Consider the following 15683-nt stretch of genomic DNA (forward strand, 5'->3'; position numbering starts at 1 on the left):
ATGATCCCGCACATCGCCCCTTCGCGGGGAGAGGGCGGGCAGATCGGACCGCTCGCAGCTCAGGGCGCACGGCGGCAGCGAGGAGCGCGCACGGACGGAGCAGCCGGAACGCAACACTCCGCCATGTGGTGGATACGGAGGGTGTTGTGCCGAATTCATGACAGTCCTACGGCCACGTCACCCTTACGAACAAGGGGGTGATGGCCCTTACCCTTTTCCCTGGTCCCCTGCCCACCCTCTCCGGAACGCGAGATTCATGACCGGCATCAGTGACGATGTACTGCTTGTCCACGGCGGTACCCCGCTCGAGGGCGAGATCCGTGTCCGCGGTGCGAAGAACCTCGTGCCCAAGGCCATGGTCGCCGCTCTGCTCGGCAGCGAACCCAGCCGGCTGCGCAACGTTCCCGACATCCGTGACGTGCGTGTCGTGCGCGGTCTGCTCCAGCTGCACGGGGTGACGGTCCGTCCCGGCGAGGAGCCGGGCGAGCTCGTACTCGACCCCACCCATGTCGAGAGCGCGAACGTCGCCGACATCGACGCCCACGCGGGCTCTTCGCGCATCCCGATCCTCTTCTGCGGGCCCCTGCTGCACCGTCTCGGCCACGCCTTCATCCCGGGCCTCGGCGGCTGCGACATCGGCGGCCGGCCGATCGACTTCCACTTCGACGTGCTGCGCCAGTTCGGCGCGACCATCGAGAAGCGCGAGGGCGGCCAGTACCTGGAGGCCCCTCAGCGGCTGCGCGGCTGCAAGATCCGCCTGCCCTACCCCTCCGTCGGCTCGACCGAGCAGGTGCTGCTGACGGCCGTCCTGGCCGAGGGCGTCACCGAGCTCAGCAACGCCGCCGTGGAGCCGGAGATCGAGGACCTCATCTGCGTGCTGCAGAAGATGGGCGCCATCATCTCCATGGACACCGACCGCACCATCCGGATCACCGGTGTGGACCGGCTCGGCGGCTACAACCACAAGGCGCTCCCGGACCGCCTGGAGGCCGCTTCCTGGGCTTCCGCGGCGCTCGCCACCGGCGGCAACATCTACGTGCGCGGCGCCCAGCAGCGCTCGATGATGACCTTCCTGAACACGTACCGGAAGGTCGGCGGCGCCTTCGAGATCGACGACGACGGCATCCGCTTCTGGCACCCGGGCGGCCCGCTCAACGCCATCGCGCTCGAGACGGACGTGCACCCCGGCTTCCAGACCGACTGGCAGCAGCCGCTCGTCGTGGCCCTGACGCAGGCCTCCGGCCTCTCGATCGTCCACGAGACGGTCTACGAGTCCCGGCTCGGCTTCACCTCGGCGCTCAACCAGATGGGTGCTCACATCCAGCTGTACCGCGAGTGCCTGGGCGGCTCGGCCTGCCGTTTCGGCCAGCGCAACTTCCTGCACTCGGCGGTCGTCTCCGGCCCGACCAAGCTGCAGGGCGCCGACCTGGTCATCCCCGACCTGCGCGGCGGGTTCTCGTACCTGATCGCGGCGCTGGCCGCCGAGGGCACCTCGCGGGTCCACGGCATCGACCTGATCAACCGCGGCTACGAGAACTTCATGGAGAAGCTCGTGGAGCTCGGGGCGAAGGTCGAGCTGCCGGGCGGCGACCTCGTCTAGTCCCTCCGCCGTACGCCCGTACGGACACCGAAAGCCCCCCGGGCCCCGCAAGGGCCCGGGGGGCTTTCGCATGGCCCCGTCGGCGCCCCGGACCGCCCAGGCGGGCGCTGACGGGGCCTCACGGGCCCGCGGGGGCCCGTACGGCGGTCGGGCGGCCCCGGCGGTATCCCGGGCAGGCAGAAGGGCGGCCGCCCCGCCCGGGGTGGCCGCCCTTCACCGTTCTACGTACTGCTGCGTCTCTGCTGTGCTCGACGCTCCAGGGCCTGTGCGGCCCCCGGCGCCGGGGGCAGGACTTACTTGCCCTTGGCGGCTTCCTTGAGCTTGGAGCCCGCGGAGACCTTCACGCTGTAGCCGGCCGGGATCTGGATGGGGTCGCCGGTCTGCGGGTTGCGCGCGGTGCGAGCGGCACGGTGGGTGCGCTCGAAGGTCAGGAAGCCGGGGATGGTGACCTTCTCGTCGCCCTTGGCGACAATCTCGCCGACGGTCTCGGCGAGCGCGGCCAGAACGGCGTCGGCGTCCTTGCGGGTCACCTCGGCGCGCTCGGACAGAGCGGCCACCAGCTCACTGCGGTTCATGTTGTACTCCCGTGTTCAACTTGCCTTAGAGGCGTGAGATCGAAGCCGATGCTGCCAGGGCCCTAGGACAGTCCCCGGACCCGGGTCTGAACGTCAGACCCTCTCGCCCGGTTACGCATCCTGCCCCCACCAGCGGCGGGAAAGCCAATCCGGCACCCGCCGGGGTCACACGAAAAGCGCCACAGTCACGCCCCGGTGACGCTCCGTCCGCATCCGTGGGATGCGAACAGCGGAGCTCGTTGGCATCCCCGCAAACCCTAGAGGCGGCCCGGCGGGCCCGCATCTCGCGACGCGCCGGGGATCAGGGAGCCGTGAGGCCCGTCACAGGCCCGTTCTGGGCGGCCGAGGCGGCCTTGCGGACGGCTCCGGCCACCGCGCCGGCGACCTTGTCGTTGAACACCGACGGGATGATGTAGTTCGCGTTCAGCTCGTCCTCGCCGACGACGTCCGCCAGCGCGGTCGCGGCGGCGAGCATCATGCTGGTGTTCACGGTGCGGGACTGGGCGTCCAGCAGACCGCGGAAGACGCCCGGGAAGACGAGCACGTTGTTGATCTGGTTCGGGAAGTCCGAGCGGCCGGTGGCGACGACCGCGGCCGTCTGACGGGCCACGGCCGGGTCGACCTCGGGGTCCGGGTTCGCGAGCGCGAACACGATGGCGCCTTCCGCCATGGCGGCGACGTCCTCGCCGGACAGCACGTTCGGGGCCGAGACGCCGATGAAGACGTCGGCGCCGACCACGGCCTCCTTCAGAGTGCCCGTGTAGCCCTCGGGGTTGGTGTTGTCGGCGATCCAGCGCAGCGGGGAGTCCGCCGCCGCGTCGACGAGGTCGGGGCGGCCCGCGTGCACGACACCGTGGATGTCGGCGCTGACGGCGTTCTTCACGCCCGCCGCGAGGAGCAGCTTGAGGATGGCGGTACCGGCCGCGCCGGCGCCCGACATGACGACCTTGACGTCCTCAACTGCCTTGCCCACCACGCGCAGTGCGTTGGTGAGGGCCGCGAGCACGACGATCGCGGTGCCGTGCTGGTCGTCGTGGAAGACGGGGATGTCGAGGGCCTCGCGCAGCCGGGCCTCGATCTCGAAGCAGCGCGGCGCGGAGATGTCCTCCAGGTTGATGCCGGCGAAGCCCGGGGCGATGGCCTTGACGGCGGCCACGATCTCGTCGGGGTCCTGGGTGTCCAGGCAGATCGGCCAGGCGTCGATGTCGGCGAAGCGCTTGAAGAGGGCCGCCTTGCCCTCCATGACCGGCATGGCGGCCATCGGGCCGATGTTGCCCAGGCCGAGCACGGCCGAGCCGTCCGTCACGACTGCGACGGTGTTGCGCTTGATGGTCAGGCGCCGCGCGTCCTCGGGGTTCTCGGCGATCGCCATGCACACGCGGGCCACGCCCGGGGTGTAGATCATCGAGAGGTCGTCACGGTTGCGGATGGGGTGCTTCGACGCCATCTCGATCTTGCCGCCGAGGTGCATCAGGAACGTACGGTCGGAGACCTTGCCGAGGCTGACGCCCTCGATGCCGCGCAGCTTCTCCACGATCTCGTCGGCGTGCGCGGTGGAGGTCGCGGCGATGGTGACGTCGATCCGCAGCTTCTCGTGGCCCGAGGCGGTCACGTCGAGACCGGTGACCGAGCCGCCGGAGGACTCCACGGCGGTGGTGAGCTGGGAGACCGCGGTTCCGCTCGCGGGCACTTCCAGGCGGACCGTCATCGAATACGAGACGCTGGGCGCCGTTGCCATGGCCGTGTTTCCTCTTCTGTCCCTGGTTCGCTTAACACACAGGGCCCACGCTCCACAGCAGGTGGCGGTAGGACCTGTTGTCCGATCGTCCCACCTACCAGCCGGTACAAGGTAACCAGCTACAAAATTCGGAAAGACTCTTCCACCATACGAGATACGAGGGGGCTTCGGAATGGTGGGGTCATACGAAACAGGTCCGCGCCCCCCACAGGTGGGGAGCGCGGACCTGGTCATTCGTACGTCTGTGACACCGACCCGCCATGCTCGCCTCGCGGCAAGTGGTCGCTCTGAGCGACGAAGGTTGGGCCCGGGGGCTTGGATCGAGTCGGTGCCGTACCCAGGCTAACAAAGGATCGCCGAATGTGATCCCCCTGCTCGGGGACGGCTTGCGGGGACCACGCGCCTGGCCGCGGCCCATACGGCCGTACGCGGTCCCGGGCGGCCCGGACGGCCCGCCCGGGACCGCGGGACAGCGGGGCCGCCCGGGCGCCGGCTACGGCAGGAGCAGCTCGGGGACCCCGTCGGCGTCCGGCTTGTCCCCTTCGGCCGCGACCACCGTCAGCTGCTGCGTGGCACGCGTCAGCGCCACGTACAGCACCCGCAGGCCCGCCGGGGACTCGTCCGCGATCTCCGCCGGGGAGACGACCACCGTGGCGTCGTACTCCAGGCCCTTGGCCTCCAGGCTGCCCAGCGCCACGGCCCGTCCGCCCAGGTCGGCGAGCCAGCCCGCGGCCTCCGCGCGCCGGTCCATGGCGACGACCACGCCGACGGTGCCGTCCACCTGCTCCAGCAGCCGGCGGGTCTCCTCGCGCACCACGGCGCCCAGGTCGCCCCCGGCGGCCGTGAACCGCGGCTGCAGTCCCGTGGAGCGCACCGCCGTCGGCGGCTCCATGCCGGGCATCGCCAGGCGCAGCACCCGGGAGGCGACCTCGGCGACCTCGGCCGGGTTGCGGTAGTTGACCGTGAGGGTGAAGCGCCGGCGCGGCCGGGACCCCAGGGCCTCGTCGCGGGCGGCGGCCGCCTCCTCCGGATCCGTCCACGAGGACTGCGCCGGGTCGCCGACGACCGTCCAGGTGCCGTGCCGGCCCCGGCGGCCCACCATCCGCCACTGCATCGGCGTCAGGTCCTGCGCCTCGTCGACGATGACGTGCGCGTACTCGGTGCGCTCCGCCGCGAGCCGTTCGGCCCGCTCCCACTGGGTCTCCTCGCGGGTCGGCATCAGCTCCTCCAGCCCGCTGAGCTGGTCCAGCGGGTCCAGCTCCCGCTTCCGCCGCGGCCGGGCGGGGGCGCCGAGGAGCTGCTGGAGCTCGTCGAGCAGCGCCACGTCGTGCACCGACAGGGGGCCGCTGCCGTCCGCGCCCACCCGCCGCAGCGAGCGGGCCAGGCGACGGGTCTCGCGCGGGTTCAGGTCGCGGCGCGACCAGCGGCCGAGCCTGCGCTCGTCGGCCATCGCGGCGAGCACCCGGCGCGGGGTCAGCTCGGGCCACCACGCGTTCAGGAAGCCGATGAAGGCGTCCTCGGTGGAGATGTCCTCGTCGAAGGCTGAGCGCAGCTCGGCGGCGAGCTCCGGGTCGCTGTGCCGGCCGGAGGCGCCGGTCTTGGCGTACAGGGCGTCGAGCAGCAGCTTGCGGGCGCGCGGGCGCAGCAGGTTCACGGGCGCGGTGCCGCCGAGCACGTTCTGCCGGATCCGGTTCAGCTCGTCGGCCTCCAGCTCCTGGCGGCTGCCGAAGGCCACCACCCGCAGCCGGTCGGGCGCCGGGCCCCGGTCGTCGCCGAGCTCCAGGGTGCCGCGCACGGCCTTGCGCAGGACCGACCGCATCCGGGAGGAGCCCTTGACGCGGGCCACGGCCGGCTCGTCGTACGTGGTCGCCTCGGCGCCGTCGACCAGCGAGCCGAGCGCCCGGATGGCGACCTGGCCCTCCTCGCCGAGGGAGGGCAGCACGCCCTCGGTGTACGCGACGAGCAGCGGCGTCGGGGAGACGATGAGGATGCCGCCGGAGTAGCGGCGCCGGTCCTGGTAGAGCAGGTAGGCGGCGCGGTGCAGGGCCACGGCGGTCTTGCCGGTGCCGGGGCCGCCCGCGACCTCGGCGACGGAGGCGGCGGGGGCCCGGATGACCAGGTCCTGCTCGGCCTGGATGGAGGAGACGATGTCCCGCATGGAGTGCGTACGGGCCCGCCCGAGCGCCGCCATGAGCGCGCCGTCGCCGATGGCGGGGAGCTCGCGGCCGTCGAGGAACGCGGTGACCTCGGGGCGCATCAGGTCGTCCTCGACGCCCAGCACCTTGCGTCCCTTGGACCGGATGACGCGGCGGCGCACGACGCGGCCCGGGTCCTTGGGCGTGGAGCGGTAGAAGGGCGCGGCGGCCGGTGCGCGCCAGTCGATGACCAGCGGCGCGTAGTCGGAGTCCAGGACTCCTATCCGGCCGATGTGCAGCGTCTCGGCGATGTCGGCCGTGAGGTCCTCGCGGATCGCCGCGTCGGCGGGCTCCACGGAGGTGTACGCGCCGTCCGGGCCGCGCTCCCCGTCCTTGCCGAGCACCAGGTCGATGCGGCCGAAGAGGAAGTCCTCGAACTCGTTGTTGAGCCGGTTCAGGTGGATGCCCGCCCGGAAGACCTGCGCGTCCCGCTCGGCCAGGGCTCCGGGCGTGCCCACCTGGCCGCGCTGGGCGGCGTCGTTCATGAGGAACTCGGCCTCGTGGATCTTCTCCTCGAGGCGTCTGTACACCTGGTCGAGATGCGTCTGCTCGACCGCGATCTCCCGATCGCGGACGGAGTCCGCCGTGCTGTCGACAGCGGCATCCTGCGCGGCCACCAAGGCCCCCTTCTGACGTGCATGGGCGACCGTCAACCGTACGCGAACCGGCCCCCTGTGCGCACGCCCGTTCCGGAACGGGTCTCGCTCAGTGATACGCCGACTACCGGGATCCGGACGCCAGGAGCCTCCGGCGGTGGCGGGCGACGCGTTCGCGGTTGCCGCACAGCTCGCTGGAACACCACCGGCGGCGGTGACCGCGGGAGGTGTCCAGGTAGACGCGGGTACATCCGTCGCCGGCGCAGGCCCGCAGCAGGGCGCGGTCGCCGGGGTCGGTCAGCAGCTCGACGGCGTCCCGGGCGACGGCCGCGAGCAGCGCGCCGCATTCCACGCCGCCGCACAACTCCCGCACGAGGTGCCCTTCTTGGTCCCGTACGGCGCACAGCCCCGGGGGTGGTCCGGCGGCCAGCGCGTTGACCCGGGCCAGGGCGCCCTCGTCGGGATCGGTCCCGGACAGCTCCGCCCGTACGAGGGTCTCCACGTCGGTCCGCAGGGCGCGGAAGGCCGCGGCCCAGTCGGGGCCGACCCCGGCCAGAGGCGTCCGGTCGGGCACGAGGCCGGCCCCGGCGAGCCACAGCCGCAGCCCGTCGCCGTCCGGGATCCCCTCGTGCGGGGCGAAGGTGGCCACCAGGTCCAGGCAGACCCGCCCGGAGTCGAACCGCATGTCCGTCACCGCCTCGCGTCGTCGGGCGCCTCCCCAGAGTGCCCGTCCGCTGCCCGCTGGGGAAGCCCCCGAACCGGTGCCTCCGGTGGCAGGGGCCCGCCGCCTGTTCCGGGCCCGCCCGGTGGATCCAGCCCCTCCAGGGGGCACCTCCCAGCGGTAGCTGGGGGAGTTCGAGGAGCGGGCTCCGCCCGGACCTTCCCCCAGAAATGGCCGGGCCGCGGCCGGATCACCGGCGGTGCGCCCCGCTCAAGGGGCCGGCGGGTCGTCGTGCAGGATCCGCTGGAAGAGGCAGTGGTCGCGCCAGGCGCCGTCGATGTGCAGGTAGCGCGGGGCGAGTCCGTACTGCTCGAAGCCCGCCTTGGCCAGCACCCGCTGCGAGGCCAGGTTGCCGACCAGGGTCCCCGCCTCCACGCGGTGCAGCCCCAGCTCGTCGCGGGCGATCCGGCAGACCTCCTCGACGCCGGCCGTGGCCAGCCCCTTGCCGCGGCAGGCCTCGTCGACCCAGTAGCCGAGCCCGCCGCTGCTGAACGGCCCGTGCTGGATGTTGCCCAGGTTGATGGTCCCCAGCGGCGCGCCGCTCGCCAGGTCCACGAACACGCACGGCAGCAGCCGCCCGGCGTCGCGGGACTCCAGCTGCTGCCCGATCCGCTCCCGCTGGCCCTGCTCGGTGTAGAAGACGTCGGGCCGGACCGGCTCGGTCGGCGCCATGTTCGCCCGGTTCCGCGCGAACGCCTCGGCCAGTCCTGCGGCGTCGTCCAGTGCGACGCCCCTCATCTCCACCCCGTCAATGATCATCCCGGCACGCTAGCCCAGGACTCCCCTGGCCGTCACCGCCACGTCCTGCGGGAGCTCCCCGTACTTGTCCTCGCCGCCCGCGTCCAGGGACAGCCGGTAGCCGCGCTTGACCACCGTCTGGATGAGGTTCGGCGCCCCCAGCGCCGCCCGCAGCCGGGCCATCGCCGTCTCCACGGCGTGTTCGTCCCGGCCCGCGCCCGGCAGCGCCCGCAGCAGTTCCGCACGGGCCACCACCCAGCCCGGCCGCCGTGCCAGGGCCCGCAGCAGGGCCATCCCGGCGGGCGGCACCGGCCGCAGTTCCGCGTCGAGGAGGACCGCGTGCCCCCGGATCTCCATCCGGTGCCCGGCCACCGGCAGCACCCGGGCCCGGCCGGGCAGCTCCTGGCAGAGCAGCTGCACGAGCGGGCCGAGCCGGAACCGTTCCGGCTGGACCGTCTCCACTCCGAGCGCCTGCAGCGGCAGCGCGGTCACCGGCCCGACGCACGCGGACAGCGGTCCGCCGCGCAGCGCGTCCAGCACGGCCTCCCGCATCCCCCGCTCCCCGGCCCGGGACAGCAGCGAGGCCGCCGCCGGGGCCGAGGTGAAGCTGACGGCGTCCACCGCCCCGCCGACGATCGCGTCGAGCAGCCGGTCCAGCGGTGCGAGGTCCTCCGGGGGCATCCACCGGTACACCGGGACCACCACCACCTCGGCCCCGCCGGCCCGCAGCGCCTCGACGAAGCCGGGCAGCGGCTCCCCGTGCAGCTGGAGCGCGATCCGCCGCCCGTCGACCCCGGCCGACAGCAGCCGGTCCAGTACCTCCGCGAGCGATTCCGACTCCGGGGACCACTCCTCCACGAGCCCGGCGGCCCGTACGGCGCCCTTCACCTTCGGGCCGCGCGCCAGCAGTTCGGTGGAGCGCAGGGTCTCCAGGAGTCCTTCGCCGACCCCCCACCCGTCGGCCGCCTCGACCCAGCCGCGGAAGCCGATGGCGGTGGTGGCGACGACCACGTCCGGCGGGGAGCCGATCAGCTCCTTGGTGGCGGCGAGCAGTTCGCTGTCGTCGGCGAGCGGGACGATCCGCAGCGCCGGCGCGTGCAGCACCGACGCCCCGCGCCGCCGCAGCAGCGCGATGAGTTCGTCCGCGCGCCGGGCCGCGGTGACCCCGACGGTGAAGCCTGCGAGCGGGCGGGTGTTCCTGTCGTCCATCGTGACCTGCCTACTGACGCATGTGGGGGCGGTACGGGTGGACCGAGCCTGCCAACTCGGCGTGTCGGACTCGGTTCACCCGTATTTCGCCCCGGTTACACCGACGTGAGCTGGGGTTTCGCCGGGGCCTCGGCCGTGTGGATCACCGGGGCCGCCGGACGGCGAAGGTATACCGCCCACGTCACCGCGCAGCACAGCGCGTAGAAGCCGAGGAAAGTGACGAAGGCGGTCGTGCCGGATCCGGAGGTGCGGAACGCCTCGCGGAAGACCAGGTTGATGCCCAGGCCGCCGAGCGCGCCGACCGCGCCGATCAGCCCCATGGAGGCCCCGGAGAGCCGCCGCCCGTACGCCGCCGCGCTCTCGCCGCTCATCCCGCGGGCCAGGGCCTTCGCCTGGAAGATGCCCGGGATCATCTTGTACGTCGAGCCGTTGCCGAGCCCGCTCAGGACGAACAGGGCCACGAACCCGACGAGGAAGACCGTCAGCGAGGACCGCTGCGAGGCAAACACGACGACCCCGGTCGCCGCGGCCATCGCGACGAACGTGCCCAGGGTGATCCGGGCCCCGCCGAACCGGTCCGCGAGCGCCCCGCCCACCGGCCGGATCAGCGAGCCGAGCAGCGGTCCGACGAAGGTCAGCGAGGCGGCCTGGAGCGGGGTGCGCCCGAACTGGGTCTGGAGGACCAGCCCGAAGGCGAAGCTGTAGCCGATGAAGGACCCGAACGTGCCGATGTAGAGGAACGCCATGATCCAGGTGTGCGCGTCCTTCAGGGCCTCGCGGACCGCGCCGGTGTCGTTGCGGACGGGCGCCAGGTTGTCCATGCGTACGGCCGCCAGGGCCGCGGCGATCACGATCAGCGGGATGTAGGCGCCCAGCAGCAGCCGCGGGTGGCCGGCCCCGGCGGTGGCGATGACGAGCAGGCCGGCCAGCTGGACGACGGGCACGCCGATGTTGCCGCCGCCGGCGTTCAGGCCGAGCGCCCAGCCCTTCTTCCGCAGCGGGAAGAAGGCGTTGATGTTGGTCATGGAGGAGGCGAAGTTGCCGCCGCCGACGCCGGTGAGGGCGGCGACGAGCAGGAAGGTCCCGTAGGAGGTCCCCGGCTCCATCACGACGATCGCGGCGACCGTCGGGGCGAGCAGCAGCAGGGCGCTGAAGACCGTCCAGTTCCGGCCGCCGAAGCGGGCGACGGCGAAGGTGTACGGCACGCGCACGAGGGCGCCCACGAAGGTGGCCGTCGCGATCAGGAAGAACTTCCCGGCCGGGTCGATGCCGTACTGCGGGCCCATGAAGAGGACCATCACGGACCAGAGGGACCAGATGGAGAATCCGATGTGCTCGGAGAGCACGGAGTACAGCAGGTTGCGGCGGGCGACCCGCTCCCCGGTCTCCTTCCAGAAGGTCTCGTCCTCGGGGTCCCACTGCTCGATCCAGCGGCCCCGCTTGCGCGGTGCGGTACCTGTCATCACACGCCTCCACAGCTGTCGCGTCCGTGGGAGCGACGGTAGGAAGGGCGCGTTTCGGCCCCGGTCCCCGCCGGATGACCGCCGGGAAACCTTGCTCTCACCCGCCGCCCGGGCGGTGTGTGAGCGGGGCGGGCAGCCAGCTTCCGGGCGGTGGCACGAGCCAGCCCCGCTCGGCCGCCAGCCCGGCGGCCGCGGCCTGCAGGGCGTCCAGCCCGGGGTGGCCGAAACCCTTGCGCCACACCATCGACAGCGGCGACAGCGGCACCGGACCGGTCAGCGGCAGCTTCACGCACCCCGGCATCTGGAGGAAGCCCACGGTCGCCAGCACCGGGTTTCCGGTCTTGACCATGACCCGGCGGAACTCGTCCATGCCCATCGCGACCGGAGCGGGCGGCGCCATCAGGATCCCCCGCCCGGCGAACAGCTCGCGCGCCAGCCCCGTCCACTCCAGCGTGCGGGGGTTCCCGGCGCCCGCGTACACGGTCTCCCCGGCCAGCGCGTCCAGCGGTACGGACTCCCCCGCGGCCAGGGGGTGCCCCTCGGGCAGCAGCACGGCGAGCGGCTCGTACCGTACGGGCCGCTGCGCGAGCGGTGCCCGCAGTACGGGGTCGAGCCCGTCGGCGTACCCGAAGGCGACGTCGAGCCGGCCGGCCGCGACCTCGGCGGCGGCGTGGGTGAGCCCGCTCTCGAAGCGGGCCATCAGCTCGCAGTGCGGGGCGAGTTCGCGGGCCCGTTCCAGCACGGTGCGCGCGGTGCCGGGGCCGTCGGTGTTCAGGTCGACGAGGAGCGGCCGGGGCGCCGCGCCGGCCGCGGCCCCGGCTCCTGGTCCGAAGGCGCCGGTCAGCTCCTCGTGCGCGCGCAGCACGCGCCGGGCCAGGGGCAGCAGGCGGTGCCCGTCGGCGGTGAGCTCGACGGCGCGGGTGGTGCGGACGAACAGCGTCGCCGCCAGGGTCTGTTCGAGGCGCCGGACGTCCCTGCTCAGCGCCTGCTGGGCGACGTACAGGCGGGCGGCGGCGCGGGTGAAGTGCAGTTCCTCGGCCACGGCGACGAAGCCGCGCAGCAGCCGGGGTTCCACATCACGGGGATTCACCCCCGGAGACTAACAACGGGAACGGGTGAATGGCCTCGGAACAGGTGTTGGACGCCGCACACCGCCCCGGCCGAGGGTGGATCCATGCCCCTCATGACCGTCACCGGCAGCACCCTCGTCATCACCGCCGCCTCCCCCGCCACCGCCCCCGCCGCGGCTCCCGCCGCCCGTCGCCGTGCCTCCGGGCGGGCACCCGGCCCCTACCGGCGGCTGTTCGCGCTGCCCGGCACCCGGGGGTTCACCGCCGGCAACCTCGTCGCCCGCCTCCCGATGGGCATGTTCGGGGTCAGCGCGGTCATGATGATCGCCGGCCAGCGGGGCTCGTACGCGCTCGCCGGTGCGGTCACGGCGACCGGCCTGGCGGCCACGGCGGTGGTGGCGCCCTGGACCGCCCGCCTGATCGACCGCCACGGCCAGGCCCGGATCGCCGTCCCGGCCACGCTGATCGCGGTCCTCGGCTCGCTGGCCCTGGTCGCCTGCGTCCGCACCGGCGCCCCCGCCTGGACGCTCTTCGCCTCGTACGCCGCGACCGCCACCACCCCCAACATCGGCGGCATGTCCCGCGCCCGCTGGACGCTCCTGCTGCGCGACTCCCCCGAAGCCCACCACACGGCGATGTCCTTCGAACAGGCCGCGGACGAGCTGTGCTTCATGCTGGGGCCGGTCCTGGCGGCCTTCCTGTGCGGTGTGCTCTTCCCGGAGGCGGGCACCCTCGCCGGGGCGGCCCTGCTGCTCACCGGCATGCTGGTCTTCACCTCCTGCCGTGCCACCCAGCCCCCCGTGTCGGCGGCGCCGCGCCGCGGGTCCCCACTGCGTGCGCTGGGCCCGCTGCTGCCGCTCTTCCTCGTCACGGGCGTGGTCTTCGGCTCGATGGAGGTCACCTCGATCGCCTACCTCGACGTCCAGGGCCTGGGCGCCGCCTCCGGTCTGGTCCTGGCCCTGCAGGCGGCGGGCTCCTGCGCGGCCGGCCTGCTCTACGGCACCGTGCGCGCCCGCTCGTTGACGACCTGCGTGTGCGCCCTGGCGGTCACGATGGCCCTCCCGTGGGCCGCGGCGGCCACCGGCTCCGTGACCGCCCTGGCCGGCGCCCTCCTGCTGGCCGGCATGGCCACGGCACCGACGATGGTCACGGCGATGTCGCAGGTCCACGCCCGCACCCCCGAGGGACGGCTGAACGAGGGCATGACCCTGGCGGTCACCGCCATCTTCACGGGCATCGCGGCCGGCGCGGCCGGCGCCGGCTGGGTGGTGGAGGGTGCGGGCCCGACCGCCGCATACACGGTCCCGGCGACGGCCGCGCTGATCGCCCTGGCGATCGCCCTGACAGGCCGATCGATCCGGCGGCCGAGTGATCGTTCCCGCGTGGTACGCACGACCACCGCGGGGGATCCGCAATAACTGGGGGTGCTTTCCCTCAGCGCCCTTCCCTTTGCGGAGGAACTACCCGTGCCTGCTTCCCGTTCCGTGCCCGCGGCCCTGTTCGTCGCAGCCGTCACCGCCGCCTGCCTGGCGCCGGCCGTACCGGCCGCCGCCGACTCGTCGAACATCCGGTTCTTCCAGCCGTACGTCCCCTCGATCGCCCCCGGCGCGACGGGCCGCGTCGTCATCGCGGCCGCCAACGGGTCCGATCAGGCCGTCAGCAGCACCTTCCGGATCACCGCGCCGGACCGTACGACCTTCCCCGAGGCCCGCTTCTACTGGGACGGGCAGCGCTCCTCGCTCCCGTGCACGCGCTCGGCCGACGCCCGCCGGCTGACGTGCGACGCCGGGGACCGCGCCGGCTTCGTCTTCCCGTCGAACGAGCAGACCCGGCTGGGCGTCGCCCTGCGGGTGGACGCGGACGCGCCGCAGGGCACCACCCTGCACGGCGGCGAGTGGTCGACGGACGAGGCGGCGCCCGCCCTGTTCGCCGTCGCCACCCCGGTGACCGGCCCCAAGGGCGACAAGGGCGACGATGGCAAGCCGGGCCACCACGGCAAGCCCGGGCGCCCCGGCCCCCAGGGAGAGAAGGGCGACAAGGGCGACAAGGGGGACAAGGGGGACAAGGGGGATACCGGCAAGCGGGGCCCGAAGGGCCAGGAGGGCAAGCAGGGCCCCGCAGGCCCCCGCGGCCCGCAGGGCGAGCCGGGACCCGCGGGCGGGCCGAAGGGCGACACCGGCCCCGCGGGCCCGCGGGGACCGGCAGGCCCCCGCGGGCCGCAGGGCCACAAGGGCGACACCGGCAGGCCCGGACCGCAGGGGCCGAAGGGCCACACGGGCAAGCCCGGTCCCGCCGGCCCCCAGGGTCCGAAGGGTCACCCCGGCAAGCCGGGTCCGGTCGGCCCGCAGGGCCCCAAGGGCCCGAAGGGCGACACGGGCAAGCCTGGTAAGCCCGGCGACTGCAAGTGCGGCGGCGGCCACCACGAGCAGCCCAAGGAGAAGCCCAAGGCCAAGATCGTCAGCCCCGGCAAGGGCCTCGGCATCCGCTCCGGCCCCGGCACCCGCTACAAGCAGCACGGCAAGATCCCGACCGGCACGGTGGTCAAGCTCCAGTGCAAGGTCAACGGCGAGACCGTCGACGGCAATTCGATCTGGTACAAGCTCGCCGACGGCTCCGGCTGGATCGCCGCCCGCTACGCCCTGAACCTCAACAAGGTCCCCTTCTGCTGACCCCCGCCCCCGCCTGAGCCGGGCCCCCCGGTCCCACGGCCGGGGGGCCCGGCCCCCGAACAGGCCCGTACCCTCGCGGAGGGAGGCCTCACATGCCGGCCGACACCGACGTCACTCGTACCAGGTGACCCGGCAGACGTAGATGCACTCGTGCCGGGGCACGGCCAAGAAGCTGATGAAGCCGCGGCCACCGAGAATGTCGAATTCACGGAGGCCGCCCGACCTTCCCGTGGGACGGCCGACGGTTTCCGCATCGCGCCCCAGCGCTGCCAGTTCGGTGGCGATGCGCTCGGCCTCCGCGATCACACCGGGCGGGAGGCCGCCGGTCACGTGGGCGTGGTCGTCGGTGTTGTAGTCCCAGGTCCAGTCGCTCACAGGCCGGTCTCGGCCTCGGCCTTGTCGAGGATCTGCTGGATCTCCGCCAGCGCGGACGCCGGATCGTCCGTCCCCTCCTGGACCAACCGTTCCAGGGCGTGGAGGCGTGCCGCCCGGCGGGGATGGCGTTCGATCTCCACGAAGACGGCCCAGGAGTGGATGAAGGCGCGCAACGGGGCCAGGGACTGCGCCTGCTGGGCACTCGTCGTGGCCTCGAAGAGGTGCTGCGTCAAGTCGGGCACACGGCTAGGAGCGATCTTGGCGACAGCCTCGCGCAGAGCGGCAGGCGTGAGTTCCGGCATGGGGATCAGCGGCCCGCCGTCGGCGGGGATCGGCGTACTCACGTGTCCTCCTCGGTCGGGCTCCACTCAGGAGTGGGTCCCACGCTACCGCCGCACCCACCGTCTCGCGGGACGCTTCGTCCACGACGAAGGCCCCGCAGTCCAGCAGACCAGGACCGGATTGACTGCAGAGTGACTGCATCGACGATAAAATGCAGTCATGACTGCGTTCACGATCCGGGAAGTCCCCGATGACGTCGCCCGCCGCATAAAGGTCCGGGCCGCCGAGGCCGGACAGTCCCTCCAGAGCTACCTGCTCAGCCTCGTCACCAGAGACGCCACCCAGCCCACGCTCGCCGAAATGGCCGACCGCGCCGAGCGCTACGCCACGGAGGACATCGACGTCCAGGACGTCCTCGACGCCATCGACGCAGGCAGGGCGGGCCGTTGATC

14 protein-coding genes are annotated in these 15683 nt (G+C 73.0%); 4 read left to right on the forward strand and 10 right to left on the reverse strand.

All coding sequences use genetic code 11. The annotated features are described in order from the left end of the window. Positions 1 to 256: 256 nt before the first annotated feature. A complete protein-coding gene (gene murA / locus E6U81_RS22905) occupies positions 257 to 1600 on the forward strand; it encodes a UDP-N-acetylglucosamine 1-carboxyvinyltransferase (RefSeq protein WP_031152415.1) in 1344 nt (447 codons plus the stop codon). Positions 1601 to 1893: 293 nt separating this feature from the next. On the opposite strand, the gene E6U81_RS22910 is transcribed toward murA, so the two are convergent. The 8 genes from E6U81_RS22910 to E6U81_RS22945 form a co-directional block, all read right to left on the reverse strand. Next, positions 1894 to 2175: an HU family DNA-binding protein gene (locus tag E6U81_RS22910; RefSeq protein WP_007264399.1), complete on the reverse strand. Its 282-nt coding sequence runs from the start codon at positions 2173 to 2175 to the stop codon at positions 1894 to 1896. A 301-nt stretch (positions 2176 to 2476) separates the two neighbouring features. Continuing rightward, a complete protein-coding gene (locus tag E6U81_RS22915) occupies positions 2477 to 3913 on the reverse strand; it encodes an NAD-dependent malic enzyme (RefSeq protein ID WP_136231951.1) in 1437 nt (478 codons plus the stop codon). Between the two features lie 493 nt (positions 3914 to 4406). Beyond that, positions 4407 to 6725, reverse strand: coding sequence for a UvrD-helicase domain-containing protein (locus E6U81_RS22920; RefSeq protein WP_136231952.1), 2319 nt, complete (start codon positions 6723 to 6725; stop codon positions 4407 to 4409). Between the two features lie 103 nt (positions 6726 to 6828). Then, positions 6829 to 7389 (reverse strand): CGNR zinc finger domain-containing protein, encoded by a 561-nt coding sequence (locus tag E6U81_RS22925; protein ID WP_136231953.1) that lies wholly within the window; start codon positions 7387 to 7389, stop codon positions 6829 to 6831. 246 nt (positions 7390 to 7635) lie between these two features. Beyond that, positions 7636 to 8184: a GNAT family protein gene (locus E6U81_RS22930; protein ID WP_136231954.1), complete on the reverse strand. Its 549-nt coding sequence runs from the start codon at positions 8182 to 8184 to the stop codon at positions 7636 to 7638. Positions 8185 to 8193: 9 nt separating this feature from the next. Beyond that, positions 8194 to 9372, reverse strand: coding sequence for a uroporphyrinogen-III synthase (locus E6U81_RS22935; protein WP_136231955.1), 1179 nt, complete (start codon positions 9370 to 9372; stop codon positions 8194 to 8196). A gap of 95 nt (positions 9373 to 9467) precedes the next feature. Continuing rightward, positions 9468 to 10835 (reverse strand): nitrate/nitrite transporter, encoded by a 1368-nt coding sequence (locus E6U81_RS22940; RefSeq protein ID WP_136231956.1) that lies wholly within the window; start codon positions 10833 to 10835, stop codon positions 9468 to 9470. Between the two features lie 97 nt (positions 10836 to 10932). After that, the gene (locus E6U81_RS22945) at positions 10933 to 11925 is read right to left on the reverse strand and encodes a LysR family transcriptional regulator (protein ID WP_136231957.1); all 993 of its coding nucleotides are present in this window, start codon (positions 11923 to 11925) and stop codon (positions 10933 to 10935) included. A 93-nt stretch (positions 11926 to 12018) separates the two neighbouring features. Between E6U81_RS22945 and E6U81_RS22950 the strand changes: the two genes are divergently transcribed. Then, complete coding sequence (locus E6U81_RS22950) at positions 12019 to 13323, forward strand: MFS transporter (protein WP_240803966.1); 1305 nt, start codon at positions 12019 to 12021, stop codon at positions 13321 to 13323. Between the two features lie 48 nt (positions 13324 to 13371). Beyond that, positions 13372 to 14574 (forward strand): SH3 domain-containing protein, encoded by a 1203-nt coding sequence (locus tag E6U81_RS41760; RefSeq protein WP_136231958.1) that lies wholly within the window; start codon positions 13372 to 13374, stop codon positions 14572 to 14574. Positions 14575 to 14685: 111 nt separating this feature from the next. Here the strand turns inward: E6U81_RS41760 and E6U81_RS22960 are convergent, their stop codons facing one another. Together E6U81_RS22960 and E6U81_RS22965 are read right to left on the reverse strand one after the other, a co-directional pair. Further along, positions 14686 to 14949 (reverse strand): hypothetical protein, encoded by a 264-nt coding sequence (locus E6U81_RS22960; protein WP_136231959.1) that lies wholly within the window; start codon positions 14947 to 14949, stop codon positions 14686 to 14688. Then, positions 14946 to 15251 carry a DUF6247 family protein gene (locus E6U81_RS22965; RefSeq protein WP_136232002.1) on the reverse strand — a complete coding sequence of 102 codons (306 nt, stop codon included), beginning with the start codon at positions 15249 to 15251 and terminating at the stop codon, positions 14946 to 14948. Before E6U81_RS22965 ends, E6U81_RS22960 begins: the two co-directional genes overlap by 4 nt. 199 nt (positions 15252 to 15450) lie before the next feature. Here E6U81_RS22965 and E6U81_RS22970 point away from each other — a divergent pair, with 199 nt between their 5' ends. After that, positions 15451 to 15681 (forward strand): antitoxin, encoded by a 231-nt coding sequence (locus E6U81_RS22970; protein WP_136231960.1) that lies wholly within the window; start codon positions 15451 to 15453, stop codon positions 15679 to 15681. Positions 15682 to 15683: the final 2 nt, after the last annotated feature.

It is taken from the genome of Streptomyces sp. A0592 (assembly GCF_004795115.1).
Taxonomy (GTDB): domain Bacteria; phylum Actinomycetota; class Actinomycetes; order Streptomycetales; family Streptomycetaceae; genus Streptomyces; species Streptomyces erythrochromogenes.